The organism is Vibrio sp. MM46, from assembly GCF_027587135.1.
Classification (GTDB): Bacteria; Pseudomonadota; Gammaproteobacteria; order Enterobacterales; family Vibrionaceae; genus Vibrio; species Vibrio harveyi.
Genome location: NZ_JAPPTO010000011.1, coordinates 85093 through 105783 on the forward strand (window position 1 = coordinate 85093; position 20691 = coordinate 105783).

The following is a 20691-nucleotide window of genomic DNA, read 5'->3' on the forward strand; positions in this document are numbered from 1 at the left end:
AAATTACTCAGGTATTCGTCGTGTCAAATATTACTATTACAGAAACTGCGCAAACGCATTTCGCCAACCTTTTAGGTCAACAGCCTGAAGGCACAAACATTCGTATTTTCGTCGTGAACCCAGGAACACAAAACGCAGAGTGTGGCGTGTCTTACTGCCCACCAGAAGCCATTGAAGGTACTGACACTGAAATCCCTTACAGCGGTTTTTCAGCTTACGTTGACGAGCTAAGCCTACCGTTTCTAGAAGACGCTGAAATCGACTTTGTGACAGACAAAATGGGTTCTCAGCTAACACTAAAAGCGCCAAACGCAAAAATGCGTAAAGTGGCAGACGACGCTCCACTTGTAGAACGTGTTGAGTACGTAATCCAAACTCAAGTGAACCCACAACTTGCAGGTCACGGTGGTCACGTAAATCTAGTTGAAATCACAGACGATGGCATCGCAATCGTAGCATTCGGCGGCGGTTGTAACGGTTGTTCAATGGTCGATGTAACGCTAAAAGAAGGCATTGAAAAAGAACTTCTAAACCAATTCGTTGGTGAACTGACGGCAGTTCGCGATGCAACAGAGCACGATCGTGGTGATCACTCTTACTACTAAGTCGTTCATGGCTTGTTAGCGATGCATATCGACGAGAAATGGGAGGCGTTTGCCTCCCATTTTTGTTTTCAATTGAGTTAAGCTGAATCATCACGCTAGAAACTCGAGCTTTCTTCTCATATATTAAGAAATCTCATTTCTCTCGCTGAGTAAACGACACTAAGGAGCCAGCGCTATGTCGAAAAGGACCCCACCAGAGATACTCTCTTGTCAGACGGTCGCACAATCTAAGCTGTTTGCAGTGGAAGCCCTCGACCTTCGCTTCTCTAATGGTGAACTGCGTACTTACGAGCGCATGAAACCAAGTGGTCGCGATGCCGTGATGGTAGTGCCTATCACTGAGCAAGGTGACTTACTGCTAGTACGTGAATACGCGGCGGGCACAGAACGCTACGAACTCGGCTTTCCGAAAGGTCTTATCGACCCTGGAGAAACACCGATAGAAGCAGCAGATCGAGAGTTAAAAGAAGAAATTGGTTTTGGTTCTCATGAGCTAACACCCTTAAAACAAGTGATCCTTGCGCCTTCTTACTTCTCGAGCAAAATGACGCTGTTCTTGGGACAAAACCTATACCCAGAGAAACAAGAAGGTGATGAGCCAGAACCATTAGAAATCGTTCGCTGGCCATTAGCGCAAGCGGAAGAACTATTAACGCACTTAGATTTTTGTGAAGCACGAAGCATCACAGCGTTGATGTTGGCACTGAAACACTTACAAAACACCACTCACAAACAAAATTAATCACAGCCGAAGAGCTGGACCATAATAGTGAGAAAGGACCATTACTTATGCCAATGACAAAAGATTTATCTCACCTGCTTCCGCAAGTCATCGAAATTGCTCGCAGCGCAGGACAATTGATTCTCGATATTTACGAGAAAAAGCAGTACGAAGCATACACTAAAAGTGACGAGACCCCAGTCACCAGCGCAGATATCGCGGCGCACAAGCTGATCACCGAGCGTTTAAGTGAGTTGACGCCAGATATCCCGGTGCTTTCTGAAGAAGCTGCAGATATCAGCTTAGAGCAGCGTGCACAATGGGAACGCTACTGGTTAGTCGACCCACTTGATGGCACACAAGAGTTCATCGCACGCAGCGGCGACTTTGCAACCATTATTGCGCTTATCGACAACAACAAACCCACCATGGGCGTAGTCTACGGTCCGGTTTCTGGTGTTACGTATTATGCATACAACGGTAAGGGCGCGTGGAAGATTCCAGACATGTCTGAAAGTGTAAAAATTCACACTCATAAACATGAGCAACCTGGACAAAACATTGCTATCGCGATCAGCCGTCGTCAAGACATTAACCGCATCACGAGCCGCATGAGTAACGCTTGGAATTACGATTTGATTCCACTTGGCTCTGCCGCACTCAAAGCGTGCCTTGTTGCTGAAGGTGCAGTGGACTGTTATTTACGTCTAGGTCCAACTGGCGAGTGGGATACCGCTGCTACACAATGCATTGTAGAAGAAGCGGGCGGACGAATTCTCAGTACGCAACTTGAACCGCTATCTTACAATGAGCGCGAGACGTTGGAGAACCCAAACTTTATCGTACTTGGCGATGCTGATTTGCCTTGGAATGAGATTCTACAACACAAAGATTGATCGCCACTCAACCTGACTATATCAATGAGAAAGAAGGTCACGAATTCACTTCGTGGCCTTTCTTTTTGCCTTTTGTACAGCGTTAGGAGCATTTGGCCTACTATGATCCAAATGCTTACCAACCTGCACAAAGCCGCATTATTCACATAAAAATCATAAGGTTAAAGATCAAACTAATAACCAACTAAGTTTTCGTACAGCAAATAGAGGGTTTAGCCTACCATGATCCAAAAGCAAAAAGAGCTGCACACTGGCAGCTCTTTGATAATGTTCTGAATGACAGATTTGGCTAGAAACGCCCTTTGTAATCAAACTCGTATTGACCTTGCGAGTTAGGGTTACCCAGCCATTTTAGTTGGTCGCTCATACCCGATGGGAACTCCGCTCCTGGTTTAAACCAAGCTTTCGTTGAGTAACGCTGATTTGGCATGAGCTCAGCGGAAAACGCCGCTGATACTTGTTGGCTTTTCTGTTCGCCAGACGCTGATAATACGCTGTCTTTGCAGTTCAAATCGGCAATGACAGGCCCAAGTTCAAGGCTACCTAGCGGGCTTTGAATACCACTAGCACTCCAAACTAACGTACCTTCCGCAGTCTTACACCAAGGTGCTGCGTATGTCGCATGGCGGATGTTCAGTTCAAGTTGCCCTTCCACCCCAACAGGAACTGGAAGGCGTGCCTGTTCAACCACTTTTGCCGCAGGAATAGATGCGACTAAGTTTTCAGCATACGGACCACTGGTAAGGCTGTAGCCAACCAAACCTCGTCCACGAACGTCCATATCGCTACCGCGACCAAAACGTACCGCAAACTCGGCTTTACCGGTAAATAGCCCCGACAGTTGGAAGTCCCAGTTCAATTCTCCCAGGTTTTGACGCTGCCAACGCACATTGGATGCGCTACCTTGCCAAACCGTGCCTTGCGCACCTTGAATATCTAAACCTCGCACCATAGGCACTTGTTGTAGTACCCAAGAGATTGGCAAACCAGCAATTAAACTAGTCGAGAAAAAGGCAATAAAAATAACAACGTAAAGAACAGCTTTTTTCACCTTAACCTCGCTTAAATTGCAGGCGGTTTACGTCGATCATACCTGCTTGCTCAGTACGGTCGATGTCTAGGAATTCCACCTCAATCCCTTGTTGTTCTTTTAGATAACGCAACCAATCCACCATCTGATTGAATGCCAGAGGCTTAATCCACACCTGAACGCTATCATTACGCGGTTGTACACGGATCAGTTCAACTTTGTAGCGGCGCGCAGATGAAGACACCACTTGGTTCAATGGTTGATTGGAAAAGCTAACACCGCCACTTTTACGTAGTGCGGTAATATCATCGGCTTTATCTTGTACCCAAGTTAGCAGTTGTTTCTCACTTTGAATTCGAGACTGAGCTAATTCAGCTCGTTGATTCATTGGCTGTAAAAGGCCCCAGTAAATGATGCCAAGGACAGCAATAATGCTACCGCCCATCACCAGACGTTGCTCACGTTGCGAGATGCTGCTCCACCAAGCTTGAGCTTGTGCGATTAAATTCTTCATCATCACCTCACTGACGCTTCAACACAAAACTGCCCATCACAACGTTGCCGTTGCGGTTCAGTTGACCTTGTTCGACGTTAAACTTCTCCGCCAGTTTCACACGTGCTTGTTCAAATGGCTGGAAGTCAGAGCTGCTCGCTTGAATACGAACTTCGCCACGTTGACCGTCATATTTAAAGCTGGTGATTTGCAGATCATTCACCTGTCCCAGAGTCGTTGGCAGTGCCGCGATCCAAGACAGCATCGCCACATCACTCGATCCACCAGATAAACGGCGTTCTTCATCGGTCATTTGACGCTTCAAGTAGCTGACTGTCGGAATACGACGCTTATTCGGGAATATTTGACGGAAAATACGTTCACTTTCTTCGCGATACGCTTGTGCTTGCGCTTCGTATTTATGAACCATCAACAATTGTTGACCAACAAGTACTACCAACAACACACCAGCAGCAATCGCCGTTTTCTGCCACACCTTAACGTACTTGCCCCACGAGGATTTCGGTTTAAAAGCGCCAGTAAGGAGATTGATTTTGCTCTCTGCAACCCCTTTCGCCAGCAGTGCCATGGTCATTTCTTCTGGTTTTGCTACCCAGATATCTGGCACCGTTGATTCTGGTACAGAGCTGTAGCAATCAAGCTTCCAACCTTCATGACTTTGAAGGTAAGCGGATAAATACAGATCAAGCCAGGATGCATCCACCACAGCACCTTGAGTGTCAGAATGACGAATTAACCATTGCTCCCCTAGCATTGCAGCCGAACTGTTTTCATCATTCGCAGGCATTGCCAAAACATCAGGCAACATACGCTTGATCACAAGACCTTGGCTGGAGAAACGCTGCAAAATGGTCTGAATCCAAGCTCGCTCCACTGCACACACTTGTGCTGTTTCTGCTTGCTTGTTTAATACTGTGAAATGCAGGTTGTCCACGTCTTGCGCGACTTCGTCTTCCACCAGATATGGCAGCATGCTGTCAAACTGACGCAATGCGCCTGGTGGGATATCTACTTCTGTTAACACAACATCATTACTGGCTAACAGCGCAACAATTTGGCGCTGATCAGCGTAGGCTACCAGTTCGTCCAGATGTTCCCATCCGGCAATTTCACCACTGGCAATCACTTCTTGCTGTTGTGTCGACCACACCAACCATGGAATGGTACTTTGTTGTTCGCTACTCAGCCGAACGGTCAGAAACTCGCTCACTGATTCCTCCAAAACGACGGCGAACGACAGTCACCGTTTCTCTATTTGTACTTTGCAAAAGGCTTCGAATACGTACTCGGGATTCATCCACCAGCACCTGTGCATCCAGCTCAAAGAAGGAGCTGTCTACTCCCAAATAACCTTTGGCATTTTTCTTTACATCACCACTTAAGCCAGCTAATTCCGACTCAGCTAAAAATTCATCAACGCTATCCCAACCATCAAAAGGACGCTTTTCTATCAGTTGCACCGCATCGCTGCTACTCAAGCCGGGCGTAAACATCGCAACTAAGATCGGTGCTTGTTCAACGTCAATTGTGTTTACGTTCAAACGCCAATCATCGCTTGGGAGCGCACAAACCATTGGGGCTATCTTCTGATAGATATCGCCACTCACTTGGTAAACCGCACGTAACTCACTCGCATCCGCCATCCATCCATTTGGTGGCAAGTATTGGGGTTTCATCGCTTCATAGGTGCTGTCTTCCACACCTGCCGTAGAACGCACTGTGCTATCACTATCAACATATTCCCATGTTGAATCGGCAATCACTTCAGCTTGGTAAGGTTCAACGTCCATTTCTTCCATCAAACGTTGAAAGACTTGCACTAAGTATGGACGAGTTGCTTGCGCGCCGTTAGGTTGGACACTTGCCAATACGTTCAAGTTAAAGCATGCCTGTTTATCGATAATACGACCAGCGGCTTGACCATAGTCGAGCGGATAAACCTGCTCTTTGATCGCCCACGGCTGACTTAAATTAATGGTATCGCTGTCTTTATAACTTTGCTCAATACCAATTTCGGCTAGAGCCTCTACCCCTAAGCTGTACCAATATGCCTGCTGATAATTAATCTGGTTTGAAGCGCGTTGAAACTGCAAAAACAGTCGCTCTGACATACTTGCGGCGACTGTCGTCATGATGGCAAGTAGCATCAAAACGATAAGGAGCGCGACCCCACGTTGACGACTAGCCATTATTACCTCCAGAGGAGTTGTTACCCCCAGACGAGTTGCTACCGCCAGAGTTATCTTGGCTACTTGACGCAAGTTTTCCATCCGGCGTCAGATAGGTGCGAGTGATCTCACCATAGTCTTTTAGCTTCAAAATAACCGATACCGCTTTAGGTAACTCACTGCTACTTGCCCATTCTTTCTTCCATGACTTTCCATCATAAAAGCGCATATCGAATTCTTCGACCTGAGTGAGTAAAGGCGTCACGATCCCTTCTTGCCCTGTTGGCGTATCTGGGTATCGCCACCACACACGTTGCAGCACTTCATCTTTAATGCGATAGCCCACTTTCGTGACTTCACCACGTGGAAATTGCTGTTGTGGGTTGTGCCAACCTAGACGAGCAAACATCACGCCTTTTGCATCTGAATCAAGCAGATAATCTGACCAAAACAGTAGTTGCTTTGATGGTTCTTCGCCATTGGTACGCATCTGACGCATTGCCATTTGGCGAAAATCGTTATCCATCATCACCATCGCACGTTGCAGCTCATTAAGGCGCTGAGTACGCTCTTGGGACAACACATTGCTGCGCTGCACTTGTGACACGACTTGGTAAGCAGCAACACTCATGCTGGCAAAAATGGCAATCGACACCAGTACTTCAATCAAAGTAAAACCACGTTGATTGCGTTTGCGGTGTTTGTTGATACGTTGAATCTTACTGCGCAACATAACTTCTCACCGTAACCACTGGGCTCGCGTTTTTCTCAGTCGCGACACTGACATCAAATGCTTTCAGCAATGGCTGCGTGGTGGCAACAGGTGTGATTTTCCAATACCAAGAGCGCCCTGCTAGCTCTTCAGTACCGTTCTTTGCTTTAAGCTTTTCCGTTGAGAGCATCACATTCGCCATTTGGTTATCCACAACCATAGCTGCAAACATTTTTTCTTCTAAATAACTGACCGTATTGATGTGTTGGCTCACAGAGCGGATCACACTGATCGCGGCTGTGGCAAAAATCGCAAGTGCGACTAACACCTCAAGTAATGTCATACCTCGAGTATTGCAGTGCGATGTGCCAATACGATTTGGCTTAGAATGTCGTATTGTCATCGTCTTCTGCTTCTTCTCCTGGCGCTAATAACTCTATCTCGCCAGTCTCTTTACCAATGATCCGCCAGCCATCGTTAAATGCATCTCCCTCTTCAGGGAAGAATGACAGGGTGAAAGGCGTAATCTCTGCACTAGAGAAAATGAACACTTGAGGTGGCTTCACTTTCTTTTTCTTTTTGTCCTCTTCCTCAGCAAACATGTCTTCATCAAACAGGGAGCCAGGTTCGAACAGTCGATCGTCTTTATCCCACGCACCACCACCTAAATCCAACTGCAGAGAAATATCCCCCTCAAGCTTGGTTTCACTTGGGATCTGCTTTAATTCCAGTGGTTGCCAGCCATCTTGGGTCAAGCTCAATAAAGTGTAGGTAGATTTAACGTCATCAACACGCAAACCAAAATCTTTGCCACTTAGTACTGCTTCTTCATTAAGCAGTTGTAAGCGCTGAAAAAAACTGTGCGCGTATTGTTTGGAAAGGTCTTTTTGACTGGTAGGCAAAGTTGCGATCACCGCGACAGCGGTAAGGGATAACAAAACCAGCACCAATAGAATTTCTATCAATGTAAAACCGAGGTGTTTTTGCATTTTTTTCATTAGTGCTGGTTTAAGCGAGGGCTTATTGGAAATCTTGCATGTTCCAGTTGCCGATATCTGCAGCCGGACCTTCGCCGCCTTCTTGACCATCAGCGCCTAGAGTAAAGATATCAATCGTGCCATTGTCACCAGGGCTTAGGTACTGGTACTCGTTGCCCCATGGATCAGATGGTAGACGCTTGATGTAACCACCGTCACGGTAGTTACGTGGCTCTGGGTTAGAAGGCTTATTCACCAATGCATCTAGACCTTGGTCTGTCGTTGGGTAAACGCTGTTATCCAGCTTGTACATGTCCAACGCGTTTTCCAATGCCACGATGTCTGTGATCGCCTTTTGTTGGTCTGCTTTTTCTTTGTTACCTAGTAGGTTAGGAACAACAACACTCGCCAAAATACCTAGAATAACAACAACAACCATTACTTCTAATAGAGTGAAGCCTTGTTGCTTACTGCGCTTAAATTTCATTATTTTCTCCGAAAGTTAGATTCAAGCCGTGCCATCAATAGACACGACTTAACTCGAATTTTATCCGCTCATCAAGTTATTCATTTCCAACATTGGCATCAATGTCGCCATTACGATGAAAAGAACGAGACCAGCCATCAGTGCAATTAACACTGGAGTGAAAATCCCCAAAGCGATATTCACTGTAGATTCAAAGTTTTGGTCTTGGTTGTCAGCCGCACGGGTTAGCATGCTCTCTAGTTCACCACTCTGCTCACCACTAGAAATCATGTGCAGCATCATTGGTGGAAACAAGCGAGTTTGATCCAACGCTTTGCGCAGACTTGCACCTTCACGTACGTTGTCAGCCGCCACTAAGACCTGTTGTTTCACGTATCGGTTTGACATAACGTCCACCGCGACGCGCATACCTTCAAGAATAGGAATCGCACTTGAAGTACAAATCGATAACGTGCGCGCAAATCGAGACGTATTAAGACCTCGAGAGATTTTGCCTAGCAAAGGCAGACTGAGGATTTTTCTGTCCCATGCTAAACGGAAATTGGGTCTTTGCAGTGCGAGCTTCAAGCCATAGAAAAACACCACCAACACAACAAAGATGATTAAACCCCATTCTTGGACAAATTCACTGGCTGACAACAATACTTGCGTCGACTGTGGTAGCTCTTGCCCCATTTGAATGATTGGTTCGATGATTTTCGGCACCACAGAAGAAAGCAGTAACGACACGATACCCACCGCAAACACCACAAGCACCACAGGGTAAATCATGGCTTGAAGCAGTTTATTACGCATCTTCTGGCGGTTTTCTACGTATTCCGCTAATCGCTCCAGTACCGCATCTAAGTGGCCAGATTTTTCACCAGCAGCCACCATAGAACGGAATAGCTCATCAAACACATGTGGGTAATCACCCAAACTGTCTGCCAGCGGATAACCCTCCGTCACTTTTGAGCGCACTGCTGCGATCATCGAACGAATACGCGGCTTTTCAGCTTGCTCAGAAACAGCTTTTAAACACTCTTCCAATGGCATACCAGATTGTACAAGCGTTGATAGCTGACGCGTAATCAAAGCAAGTTCTGCGGTTTTGATACCACGTTTGAAGCCAACCGAACCACCTGAAGACTTAGCGGCTTTCGCTTTGGCTTCCATCACCTCAACAGGGATCATGCCCTGCTCTTTTAGGCGTTGGCGCACCTGACGGGCGTTATCCCCTTCAATAGTGCCTTTCTTTTGTTTGCCTTTCGCATCCAGCGCTTTGTATTCAAATGCTGCCATTACGCTTCCTTGGTCACTCGCATGACTTCTTCAAGAGAAGTGATACCACGGTGGACCTTACTTAAACCATCACTACGAATACTTGGTGTGTGTGCACGTACGGCTTTTTCAATTTCTTGCTCACCCGCTTCACTGTGGATCAGCTCTTGAACCTTCTCATCCACCATCAGCAGCTCATGAATACCAGTACGTCCACGGTAACCTTTCTGGTTACACACTTCACAACCTTTAGCACGATGCAAAGTCAATGATTCGTGTTCTTCTAAACCAAACAGCTTCTTCTGTTCTTTATCCGCTTCGTATGGTTCTTTACAGTCAGAACAAAGCGTACGAACTAGGCGCTGAGCTAGCACGCCCAATAGCGAAGAAGAAATCAGGAATGGTTCGATACCCATATCGCGCAGACGCGTGATTGCGCCAACTGCGGTATTGGTGTGTAGCGTTGACATTACTAAGTGACCAGTCAAAGACGCTTGTACGGCAATCTGTGCGGTTTCTAAGTCACGGATCTCACCGACCATCACGACGTCCGGGTCTTGACGAAGAATCGCACGCAAACCACGCGCAAACGTCATGTCGACCTTCGGGTTCACTTGCGTTTGACCGATGCCATCGATATCAAATTCAATCGGGTCTTCAACGGTAAGAATGTTGCGCTCGTTGCTGTTGATCTCTTGTAAGCCAGCATACAAGGTGGTCGACTTACCCGAACCTGTCGGACCGGTCACCAATATGATGCCATGAGGACGACCAATCAAATGACGGAAGTTATCATGCACAGACGGCGTCATACCTAAGCTGTGTAGATCAAGACGAGTCGCGTTCTTATCCAACAGACGCATTACGACACGTTCACCATGTGATGAAGGCATGGTCGACACACGCACGTCTACTGCACGACCACCAATACGCAGCGAAATACGACCATCTTGAGGTACGCGTTTTTCTGCAATATCAAGCTTCGCCATTACCTTCACACGAGAAACCAGCAAAGGAGCGAGCTTGCGGCTTGGGGTTAAGACTTCACGCAATACACCATCAACACGGAAACGAATCGAAAGGGTTTTCTCAAACGTCTCGATATGGATATCCGACGCCCCTTCTTTGATCGCTTCACCAAGCATGGCGTTAATCAACTTGATGATTGGTGCATCATCTTCAGACTCCAACAAGTCTTCATCGTGCGGCAATTCTTCCGCTAAAGAGAAAAAGTCATCACTGTCTGCACCAATGTCTTCCATCAACTGACGAGCTTCAGAAGAGTCTCGCTGATAAGCTTCAGTGAGCTTTTTGTCGAACGCTTCTTTATCCATCGCTTGAGGGATAAAGTTTTGTTTTAGAACTCGGCGTACTTCAACGAGAGCCGCAGGATTGAGCGGCTCTACGTAATACAGAATTGGAGGGCGCTCAGGGTGCTCCGTCTCCAATACCAGTTTAAAGCGGTTGGCAAAACTGAATGGCAGACGGCGCATACTTGGCGCAGTGTCTAACATATCAACCATTATTCTTTACCATCTGATCGATGAAGGCTTGGATTTCAGCAGGGTGCTTACGTTCCTGACCAAATTCAGGCATCACTGGAATGTTTGAATCATCCATCAGTTTCAAACCTTCTTGTGCTTTGTATAGCTGCTCAGCACGGATGAAGTTGTACTTACGCTGCGTAATACCATCAGCCGTCATACCATCACGGATAATGGTCGGCTTGATGAACACCATCAAGTTACGCTTCTCAGTTTGTGTGCTGGTTGATTTAAACAGATGACCAAGCACTGGAATATCGCCCAGCAGTGGCACTTTAGATTCACTTTCAAGCGCACGCTCATCAACTAGACCACCAAGAACCAGCATTTGACCGTCTTGAATCATTACTGAAGTGTTCAATTGGCGCTTAGCAAAACGCACGTCAACAGCACCATTTGCACCTAGCACGTTAGAAACTTCTTGTTCAATGTTCAGTTGAACAGAGTCACCTTCGTTGATCTGAGGAACCACTTTCAGTTTGATACCCACTTCCTTACGATCGACCGTTTGGAATGGATTGTCATTGTTTGAACCAGCAGTAGAACCAGTAATTACTGGCACTTCCTCACCAACAATGAATGACGCTTCACCGTTATCCATTACAGTAATGCTTGGAGAGGACAGAATGTTTGAGTTTGAGTCCGATGACACTGCCGTAATCAGTGCAGTCCAGTCACCCATCATGATGCTCATTGCTGCACCGTTAACACCACCAAGAGCGGATGCTAGGGTCGAATAGTCACCTTTCACTGTCGTTTCTTCGTAGTACTTAATCGCATCAGTATCTGAGTTACGAATCGGTTTCTTTTCAGTCGTATCTTTCGCTTCTTCCAAACCAACCATCACCTGACCAATCGGTGCACCAGTGTTGCCGTATTGGATAACCGCACCCGTTTCCAACGAGCCCCATTGAACGCCAAGGTTAATACCATCACCTTCCGACATTTCAACGATTAGCGCTTCAATCAATACTTGTGCACGACGGATATCCAACTGAGAAATCACGTCCTGCAGTGCCATCATGATATCTGGCGGAGCCGTCAGTACGAGCGAGTTAGTTGCCTCATGAGCTGCAATCACCACCTCACCACGTTTTGCAGAAGATGAACCACCTTTTTGACCTGCTTGCTTCTCAGCCTGTAGGTTGTCAGAGACACCTTTTAGTACATCAACTAGGTCTTCTGCTTTAGCGTACTTGAGGTACACCACGCGGTTGTTACCTTTAGTCGCCATTTCGACATCAAGTTGACGAATCAAACGCTTCAGACGAGCACGTACTTTTGGGTCACCAGAAATCAGGATTGAGTTGGTACGCTCATCCGCTACGATTTTTGGTTCTAGGAATTCAGGTGTGCTTTTTTGGTTCGTCGTTTTGTTCAGGGCATCAACGATACGAACCATTTCAGAAGCAGATGCATTACGCAGCTCAACCACTTCGATCTCTTTGTCACCCGCTTGGTCAACACGCTTGATGATTTCAGCAAGGCGGTTAACCACCGCAGCACGACCTGTGATCAAAATGATGTTAGCAGGGTCATAGTGCACGACGTTACCCGCGCCCGCATTATCGATAAGTTGACGCAGTAGCGGCGATAACTCACGAACCGATACGTTACGCACCGCTACCACACGTGTAATCACGCTGTCGCCTTGCGCACTGTCATCGCCCAAAACTGGAATCGCAGAGGTTTTTGAATCTTTCGCCTTGATGACTTTCAGTACGCCGTTGTCCATTTCCACAACAGCATAGCCATACACCTCAAGAACGTTGAGGAAGAAGCTATAGTATTGCTTTTCGTTAAGAACGTCGTAGCTGCGTACGTCGATTTTGCCGCGTACCGATGGGTCAACGATGATGGTCTTCTCTAGGTTACGACCAACAATGTTGATGAATTCTTGAATGTCTGTGCCTTTGAAGCTAGCACTAAACTCGTTCGCCATCGCACCCGGTGCGCAGAGTAGTGTACCTGCTAGTAACCAAGCACTTTTGCTAAACCAATGTTTCACGTATGTCTCCCTGAACTTACGCTGGTTGCCTAAGTATTACAATTGGATATAGATGTCGTACTGTTGACCATCACGCTCAACAGTCAAATTCAATTCTTGCGGATCGTTCATCACTTGCATCAGTTCTACTGAAGATGATGGATCACTTAAATCGATCCCGTTTAATTGCACCGCAATATCACCAGCTTTTAGACCGACATCATTAAACAGTGCCGCATCACGTCCTGGTGAAACGCGATAGCCGACAATCCCTCCGTCTTTCTTAACCGGAGAAATGTTGATGTACTTGAATACGCTTTGCGGATCTTTAGCAATTTCCGCGCGGATTTGATCAACCTTTTCACTCACTGCGGATGAGTTATTTGCTTTTTGAGCTTTGGGTTGATTAACCGGTCGACTTTCAGACAGTTTGCTGTACTCGATGCCTTGTAGCATCAAGGTTTCGTCTCGACCTTGGTTGTCAATGATCACGCGATCGACCAATACCGCTTTTAATTCTGCTCGTGTGCCGTCAATTTCTTCGCCAATACCATATGTCGCTTGCTTACCTCGATTGGCAATAACCGCCAAACTCGTTTTTGCGTTGCTGCTCGCAACTGCACCAACAAGTGTTAGGTTTAAGCGGGTTTTAGGCGCATCTTGCACGACAGGTTGTTCTATTACGACCGGCTTTTGCTCAGTGTACTTCCCGAACAAATTGGCATTTTGGAGGGCGTTAAAATCAATCGCGTCTTTTTTACTCGTTGACGCAACAGCACTTGCTGACGGCTTCCATTGAGCCACATCAGAAGTTTGAGGCATTGCTAGCCACACCACTTTGCCAAGTATCCAACCCGTCATTGCTATAAATAGACAAGTAAGAAGCACACTAAGTTTCGCTTGAATGGTGTGATTGTTGGACTTAATCTGAGCCAGTAGCGGGCTGCTTGCTAATCCTGCACTTAGCTCTAAACGCTTCACTGAATTGATTCCTTTATTCTTACGTCCGTCGACCTTAAGTATAAGTCAAAGAATGTCGACCCTATCTTGCTAAAATTGCAATAAAATTACTACTCAACAAAGAGCAGTGAACTATATCACAAGTTCCTTTTCATACCTTTTTCTTATGCCGTTTTTGCCAACTCCCTTGAAAAAAAACAGCCTTGGCACCATCTGTAGGTGAATAATCCACCAGTCACTGCGCCATTAATGCAGTGATTAGATTGCACAGAGTTCTATGAGTTCCGTAAATGAAGCCGTAAGGCTAGATAAATGGCTGTGGGCTGCCAGATTCTATAAAACCCGCTCTATCGCTCGTAATATGGTCGATGGCGGTAAAGTCCACTATAATGGGCAACGAAGCAAACCAAGCAAAATCGTTGAATTGGGTGCTGAGATTCGCCTTCGTCAAGGTAACGAAGAGAAGACGGTGATCATCGAGAAAATCTCTGATCAACGCCGAGGCGCACCTATCGCTCAAACGCTATATCGCGAGACTGAATCAAGCATCAGCCAACGTGAAGAGCATGCGATGCAGCGCAAACTCAACGCCCACAACCCAAGTCCGGAACGCCGCCCAGATAAGAAGCAGCGCCGCGACATCATCAAGTTCAAACACCAATAAAAGCCGGAATTACCGACGAGGAAAGCACTCCATGGCAAATAATGTTTTAAACCGCTACCTATTCGAAGATCTTTCAGTACGTGGCGAGTTGGTTCAATTGGATGAAGCATACCAACGTATTATCTCCAGCAAGGAATATCCGGCAGCACTGCAAAAACTGTTGGGTGAGCTACTCGTTTCAACCACTCTTTTAACTGCAACTTTGAAGTTCGAAGGCTCAATCACTATCCAACTACAAGGTGATGGTCCTGTATCACTAGCTGTCATTAACGGCGACCACGATCAGAAGATCCGCGGCGTTGCACGTTGGGAAGGCGACATTGCTGAAGACGCAAGCCTGCACGACATGATGGGTAAAGGCTACCTGGTGATCACCATCGAACCTAAAAAAGGCGAACGCTACCAAGGCGTGGTTGGTCTAGAAGGTGAAACGCTAGCTGACGTTATCGAAGGTTACTTCGCAAACTCAGAACAGCTAAAAACACGTCTTTGGATCCGCACTGGTGAACATGAAGGCAAAAAGCACGCAGCAGGTATGATGATTCAGGTAATGCCAGATGGTACAGGTACACCTGAAGACTTTGAGCACCTAGAGCAACTGACTGCGACAGTGAAAAACGAAGAGCTGTTCACACTACCTGCAAATGAACTGCTTTACCGTCTATACAACCAAGATTCTGTTCGCCTATACGAACCGCAACCGGTGGAATTCCACTGTGGTTGTTCTCGTGAGCGTAGCGGTGCAGCGATCATCACTGTTGATAAAACTGAAATTTATGACATTTTAGCCGAAGAAGGATCAATTTCTTTACATTGTGATTACTGCGGCACGTCATACACGTTCGACGAATCTGAAATTACCGAACTGTATACGCAGGCAACTTCAGACAATAAAACCGTGCATTAATTTTCATAGCTTAACAAGCATGTAATTTACCCTTCAAAAGGTCAGCGCAACGCTGGCCTTTTTGTGATCAAACCCTCGTATAACTTGGCTTTTCACGTAATAAAGCAACCGCTTAATTTTAAATAATTAATAATTCTTTTGCCCTAGCGCAAAGGTTTGCGCCCACGATAAACTATTCGCACCAATATGTGACGGGTTACCTAAAACCACATTGAAATCATGGATAATTTTTGAACTATATCCCTGTTTTCTCCCCGCCCCGTTGCTAGCATGGTGAGCAGATAAAAATTAAAACATTCTTACAAAATCCCTACAAAAATCCTTATAAGGAGCACCTATGACCGTTATGGAACATACAAAGGCTGCAACACTTGATCTAACCAAACACGGACTGCATAACGTTAAAGAGGTTGTTCGCAACCCAAGCTACGAAATGCTGTTTGAGGAAGAGACCCGTGCTGACCTAACAGGTTATGAACGTGGTGTGGTTACAGAACTCGGCGCGGTTGCCGTAGACACTGGTATCTTTACTGGTCGCTCACCAAAAGATAAGTACATTGTTAAAGATGCAACGACAGAAGAGCACATGTGGTGGACTTCTGACGCAGTGAAAAACGACAACAAACCAATCAACAAAGAAGTATGGGACGACCTAAAAGAGCTAGTGACCAACCAGCTTTCAGGTAAGCGTCTATTTGTGATTGACGGTTATTGTGGTGCAAACCCAGACACTCGTTTGAGCATTCGAGTGATCACAGAAGTTGCATGGCAAGCACACTTCGTGAAAAACATGTTCATCCGTCCAACAGAAGAAGAGTTGGCAACGTTTGAACCTGATTTCGTCGTAATGAACGGCGCGAAATGCACGAACGAGAAGTGGGAAGAGCACGGTTTGAACTCTGAAAACTTCACCGTATTCAACCTAACAGAGCGCACTCAGTTGATCGGCGGTACTTGGTACGGCGGCGAAATGAAGAAAGGTATGTTCGCCATGATGAACTACTTCCTTCCGCTGAAAGACATCGCATCAATGCACTGTAGTGCAAATATGGGTGAAGAAGGCGATGTAGCAATCTTCTTCGGTCTGTCTGGCACAGGTAAAACTACCCTATCTACTGATCCTAAACGTGCACTAATTGGTGATGACGAGCATGGTTGGGATGACGACGGCGTATTCAACTTCGAAGGCGGCTGTTACGCGAAGACCATCAAGCTATCTAAAGAAGCTGAGCCTGATATCTACAATGCTATCCGCCGTGATGCGCTATTAGAGAACGTAACGGTTCGTAGCGATGGTTCTATCGACTTTGATGATGGTTCTAAGACTGAAAACACTCGTGTGTCTTACCCACTGCATCACATCGACAATATCGTTAAACCAGTATCGAAAGGCGGTCACGCAAACAAAGTGATCTTCCTTTCGGCTGATGCGTTCGGCGTACTTCCTCCTGTGTCTAAACTGACACCTGAGCAAACGAAGTACCACTTCCTATCTGGCTTCACCGCTAAGCTGGCTGGTACTGAGCGTGGCATCACGGAGCCGACGCCAACGTTCTCAGCATGTTTTGGTGCAGCATTCCTAACTCTACACCCAACTAAGTACGCAGAAGTGCTAGTGAAACGCATGGAAGCAGCAGGTGCAGAAGCTTACTTAGTTAACACAGGCTGGAACGGCAGCGGCAAGCGTATCTCTATCCAAGATACACGCGGCATCATCGATGCAATCCTTGATGGCTCAATTGAAGATGCGAAGACTAAGCATATTCCTATCTTCAACCTAGAAGTGCCTACTTCACTTCCTGGCGTGGACCCAAGCATCCTTGACCCACGTGATACCTACGTTGACCCACTACAATGGGAAAGCAAAGCAAAAGACTTGGCAGAGCGCTTCATCAACAACTTTGATAAGTACACTGACAACGCAGAAGGTAAATCACTAGTGGCTGCAGGTCCTCAACTCGACTAGACCACTCGCTAACTCTTCGTGACTTAGCTACAAAAATAATCGTCAAGCCCCTCTTTTGAGGGGCTTTTTATTGAATCTGCCTCAAGATTGATACAAGCTTAAACCTATCTTAGTAAGTCGAGACTCTCACACTTACTTCATATTACTTACAGGTTTTGGCAGGGATGAAAACAGCAGTTCGAATTCTACTTCTTATACTCATAGTGACGATTGCAATTCCGATTGTCTTTGTGGGGATGCTGACCACCTCTTATTCTCGCCAAGCATGGAATCTATTTTCTGATCTAGTCGACCTACCGCTGCATGCAGATAACGTGCAATACGAATTTCCTTATCACCTCACCCTTAATGGAGTGGCGACAAAACAAAAAAACTTGCCGTTCATTGAGCAAGTCGATCTATGGCTGAACCCCGATGTTCGTCGTGACGGAAATTGGATTGTCGACAGTCTGTTGATTGATGGTCTGAGCCTGCAACACGGCACACCAACATTGCCGACGCTCAGCAATGTTTATTTCCATCAAATCGCGTTAAAGAACATCGATTACGCAGATGATGCATTCAGCATTAATGGCTTGAATGTACAGATCCAAAACCCAATTTGGTCGAGTGATGCTCAGCAAATACCTTATGGTGAGGTTCAACTTTCGGCTGATCAATTGTATTGGAATGGCGAAGCTTTCGATAAGTTGCTTATAGACTTGGATTACAAAGCCCAAGACAGCACGCTTTACGGCGCTTCATTTAACTGGCGTGGCAGTGAAGTCTCAGGACAAGGCGAACAGTACCCACAAGGCTGGTCACTGGTGAATGTGACCCTTGATAAGCTGAAAATCGATAACCTACAGTTGCAATCTTTACTCGCTAAACCATGGCAAGCGTTGCCAATTAATATCAACCATATCAACAGCCTCGATCTCCTGAATGCAGATATTGAGTACGGAGATTGGCATTGGCACAACCTTGAGTTATCAGTAGAAAACGCCTCTCTGCCACTGTCATTTTGGAAAACAACAGCACAGGTTTCTTTGCAAGCTGACAGCGTCAGTTTCCAAGACCAAACCGCAGTTGAGCCTCGTTTGAACGCCCAACTCAAGCCGGAGTCAATCCAACTACAAGAGCTAAGCTTTGATTGGCAGCAAGGTAGTGTGCAGGTATCTGGTGAGTTCGAGCCACAGCATTGGAAAATCAACAGCGCAACCATCAATGGATTGAAATGGGCTATCCAACCTGACGATAAGACCGACTGGTGGCAAATCGCCACAGAAAGGCTCCAGCAAGTCGATGTGAAGCAGTTAGAGATTGAACGCAGCCAAGTTATCCAGTTATCTAAACAACCTTACTGGCAGCTTTCTGGCTTGAATTTGGAAGGTGACCAGCTCGAAGTAAAACACCGCAATGGTCATTGGGGAATTTGGAACGGTAAGCTTGATGCTAGCGTGGTAAACGCAAGTTACGATCAAGTAATCACATCACACGCAGCCATTTCTACACAGAGTGACAATGGCTTGTGGCAACTGACACGTTTGTTTGCACCGTTAGAGCAAGGCTATATCGAAGGCTTAGGGCAAATCGATCTCAGCACCACCAGCCAACCTTGGGCGTTGAGTCTCAACGCCGATGGGATTCCCTTGCAATTGCTTCACCCCTATTTGCCAACAGTGCTCGCGGTCAATGGCTTCTCAGATCTAAGTCTCGACTTAAAAGGCCTAGCCGGCGATCAAAACATGCTTGCTTACAGCTTATCGGGCGAAGTGGAAGCCAACTTACGTGATACCACCTTAAAGTCACAAGCGGATGATTCACTCACAGCGATCACTTTGAGCCCTTTGCGTTTGGCAGCTCAACGTGGTGCTGTTGAGCTTCAACCGGTGACCATTTCAGGCGAAGCCATCTCGGGCAATCTGTCTGGTGAGTTTGATATGGCGAACAACCCGTTAAGTGGCGTGATTTACCAACTCCAAGAAGCGTGTGGTTCAATCCAAGGTGATGTGCTAAGTGGCGAAGTCAAAACAAATGAATGCACAAATACATCAAAACAGACTGAATCAGTAAAACCAGCAGAATCAGAACAGAGCTCGTCAAAAACAACAAGCCGCACCAGTATTGATCCCATCAACTTAGAACAATATGAGGAAGAGTTAAGTGAGGTTGTAGAGGAAGAACAAGAATCAGCCGTAGCGCCGCATTCAGAAGAGCAACTTATCTCAGAACAAAAAGACGTAACTAAAGATTCAAGCCTTGAAGCGCAGACCTCAGAAGAAAAGGTCTCCGAAGAACGTGCCAATCTAGCAACAGATAAAACCAAGACAGAACTAGGCGCATCAGAAAACCAAGATGCGCCACAAGAAACACCAGCGCCTAATAATCTAACAGCTGAGTAGCTTAGAGTAATTTGGCAGCAGCATGTATGTGCCTACAAAATCCACGGCAGGCACATCTCCACTGTAAATCACTACGTGGATAACGATACGCGCTTTACGACCTGAAGCAAGTCTATCCAAGTCACCACTGATACCATCTAACGACGTGCTCGCGACTGGGTTCTCTTCAACAGGATGGCGATAACGAATCGAGCTATCCGCCAACACAATATCACCGTGCAAACCGCGCTCTTTCATCAACAACCACGTCATGCCCCAGCCAGTTAGCGTTGCTAGGGTAAACGCAGAACCGGCAAACATGGTGTTGTGCGGGTTCAGGTTAGGATTGAGCTGCGCACTGCATTCAAACTGATAGCCAGTGTACTGGTTAATTTTGATCCCCATTTTGTCTGCAATCGGGATCTGCGCTTCCCAACGCTGTTGCAGCTCGGTACACCAATCAGGACGACGTAGCACATCCGCCATTGGGTCAAGCTGTTTAACCATTTGTTGGTGACGCACGGGACCACGTTCATCGGTCAGCTCACCGCGACGCTCAAAACCATTCTTCTCATAGAAGGCAATCGCATCTTCACGGGCATTACACACCAGACGCTTCGCCCCTTCTTGTCGAGCTAACGACTCAAGCGCCACCAGCACTAATGAGCCCATGCCTTTACTGCGACGGTTGTTCTTCACCGCCATATAGCGGATCTGACCATCGTTATCTGGGGTAATGTACAAACGACCAATCGCCATCGGACGACCACGACTGTCGGTAATCATGCGGTGATGGCTCATGCCATCGTACTCATCACGCTCGGAGCCTACAGGCATACGCCAAGGTTCGCGCAGCAACTGCCAACGAAATTGATAGTACTTGTTGAGCTGATTTTCTGTTTTTGGAGTTATGAGTTTGAACATATCAAT

At 46.5% G+C, this 20691-nt stretch carries 20 protein-coding genes; 7 read left to right on the top strand and 13 right to left on the bottom strand.

Features of this window, described 5'->3' with window-relative positions:
• Positions 1–20: 20 nt before the first annotated feature.
• The 3 genes from nfuA (at position 21) to cysQ (ending at position 2222) form a co-directional block, all read left to right on the top strand.
• A complete protein-coding gene (gene nfuA / locus OH459_RS14020) occupies positions 21–605 on the top strand; it encodes a Fe-S biogenesis protein NfuA (RefSeq protein WP_005448480.1) in 585 nt (194 codons plus the stop codon).
• Between the two features lie 175 nt (positions 606–780).
• On the top strand, positions 781–1347 hold the full coding sequence (gene nudE / locus OH459_RS14025; RefSeq protein ID WP_009698975.1) for an ADP compounds hydrolase NudE: 567 nt from the start codon (positions 781–783) through the stop codon (positions 1345–1347).
• A gap of 47 nt (positions 1348–1394) precedes the next feature.
• Complete coding sequence (gene cysQ, locus OH459_RS14030) at positions 1395–2222, top strand: 3'(2'),5'-bisphosphate nucleotidase CysQ (protein ID WP_269987271.1); 828 nt, start codon at positions 1395–1397, stop codon at positions 2220–2222.
• 289 nt (positions 2223–2511) lie between these two features.
• Here the strand turns inward: cysQ and OH459_RS14035 are convergent, their stop codons facing one another.
• From OH459_RS14035 to gspC, 12 genes are read right to left on the bottom strand one after another with little or no spacing between them, the layout of a single operon-like run.
• Positions 2512–3273 carry a type II secretion system protein N gene (locus OH459_RS14035; RefSeq protein ID WP_005448490.1) on the bottom strand — a complete coding sequence of 254 codons (762 nt, stop codon included), beginning with the start codon at positions 3271–3273 and terminating at the stop codon, positions 2512–2514.
• Between the two features lies 1 nt (position 3274).
• Positions 3275–3766 (bottom strand): type II secretion system protein M, encoded by a 492-nt coding sequence (locus OH459_RS14040; protein WP_005448492.1) that lies wholly within the window; start codon positions 3764–3766, stop codon positions 3275–3277.
• Between the two features lie 7 nt (positions 3767–3773).
• Positions 3774–4976 carry a type II secretion system protein GspL gene (gspL, locus tag OH459_RS14045; protein WP_269987273.1) on the bottom strand — a complete coding sequence of 401 codons (1203 nt, stop codon included), beginning with the start codon at positions 4974–4976 and terminating at the stop codon, positions 3774–3776.
• Complete coding sequence (gene gspK / locus OH459_RS14050) at positions 4945–5955, bottom strand: type II secretion system minor pseudopilin GspK (protein ID WP_050921280.1); 1011 nt, start codon at positions 5953–5955, stop codon at positions 4945–4947. Before gspK ends, gspL begins: the two co-directional genes overlap by 32 nt.
• On the bottom strand, positions 5948–6667 hold the full coding sequence (gene gspJ / locus OH459_RS14055) for a type II secretion system minor pseudopilin GspJ (RefSeq protein WP_009702504.1): 720 nt from the start codon (positions 6665–6667) through the stop codon (positions 5948–5950). Before gspJ ends, gspK begins: the two co-directional genes overlap by 8 nt.
• Positions 6654–7049, bottom strand: a complete 396-nt coding sequence (gspI, locus tag OH459_RS14060; RefSeq protein WP_269987276.1) for a type II secretion system minor pseudopilin GspI — start codon at positions 7047–7049, stop codon at positions 6654–6656. The genes gspJ and gspI overlap by 14 nt, the downstream gene beginning before the upstream one ends.
• Entirely contained in the window at positions 7030–7635 is a 606-nt protein-coding gene (locus tag OH459_RS14065) for a prepilin-type N-terminal cleavage/methylation domain-containing protein (protein ID WP_033001300.1), read from the bottom strand. Before OH459_RS14065 ends, gspI begins: the two co-directional genes overlap by 20 nt.
• A 31-nt stretch (positions 7636–7666) precedes the next feature.
• Entirely contained in the window at positions 7667–8110 is a 444-nt protein-coding gene (gene gspG, locus OH459_RS14070; RefSeq protein ID WP_005434493.1) for a type II secretion system major pseudopilin GspG, read from the bottom strand.
• Positions 8111–8170: 60 nt separating this feature from the next.
• On the bottom strand, positions 8171–9391 hold the full coding sequence (gene gspF / locus OH459_RS14075) for a type II secretion system inner membrane protein GspF (RefSeq protein WP_009698980.1): 1221 nt from the start codon (positions 9389–9391) through the stop codon (positions 8171–8173).
• Entirely contained in the window at positions 9391–10893 is a 1503-nt protein-coding gene (gene gspE / locus OH459_RS14080) for a type II secretion system ATPase GspE (protein WP_005448500.1), read from the bottom strand. The genes gspF and gspE overlap by 1 nt, the downstream gene beginning before the upstream one ends.
• Entirely contained in the window at positions 10886–12922 is a 2037-nt protein-coding gene (gspD, locus tag OH459_RS14085) for a type II secretion system secretin GspD (RefSeq protein ID WP_269987281.1), read from the bottom strand. The genes gspE and gspD overlap by 8 nt, the downstream gene beginning before the upstream one ends.
• 36 nt (positions 12923–12958) lie before the next feature.
• A complete protein-coding gene (gspC, locus tag OH459_RS14090) occupies positions 12959–13882 on the bottom strand; it encodes a type II secretion system protein GspC (RefSeq protein ID WP_009701537.1) in 924 nt (307 codons plus the stop codon).
• A 256-nt stretch (positions 13883–14138) separates the two neighbouring features.
• On the opposite strand from gspC, the gene hslR reads away from it, so the two are divergent.
• The 4 genes from hslR (at position 14139) to OH459_RS14110 (ending at position 19782) form a co-directional block, all read left to right on the top strand.
• Complete coding sequence (hslR, locus tag OH459_RS14095; protein ID WP_005448506.1) at positions 14139–14525, top strand: ribosome-associated heat shock protein Hsp15; 387 nt, start codon at positions 14139–14141, stop codon at positions 14523–14525.
• Positions 14526–14556: 31 nt separating this feature from the next.
• Positions 14557–15432 (top strand): Hsp33 family molecular chaperone HslO, encoded by an 876-nt coding sequence (gene hslO, locus OH459_RS14100; protein ID WP_017817173.1) that lies wholly within the window; start codon positions 14557–14559, stop codon positions 15430–15432.
• A 337-nt stretch (positions 15433–15769) separates the two neighbouring features.
• Positions 15770–17398 (top strand): phosphoenolpyruvate carboxykinase (ATP), encoded by a 1629-nt coding sequence (pckA, locus tag OH459_RS14105; RefSeq protein WP_005448514.1) that lies wholly within the window; start codon positions 15770–15772, stop codon positions 17396–17398.
• 164 nt (positions 17399–17562) lie between these two features.
• Positions 17563–19782, top strand: a complete 2220-nt coding sequence (locus tag OH459_RS14110) for an AsmA family protein (RefSeq protein WP_269987285.1) — start codon at positions 17563–17565, stop codon at positions 19780–19782.
• Here OH459_RS14110 and OH459_RS14115 read toward each other — a convergent pair.
• A complete protein-coding gene (locus OH459_RS14115) occupies positions 19768–20685 on the bottom strand; it encodes a bifunctional GNAT family N-acetyltransferase/hotdog fold thioesterase (RefSeq protein ID WP_005448516.1) in 918 nt (305 codons plus the stop codon). The genes OH459_RS14110 and OH459_RS14115 overlap by 15 nt on opposite strands.
• Between the last annotated feature and the right edge of the window lie 6 nt (positions 20686–20691).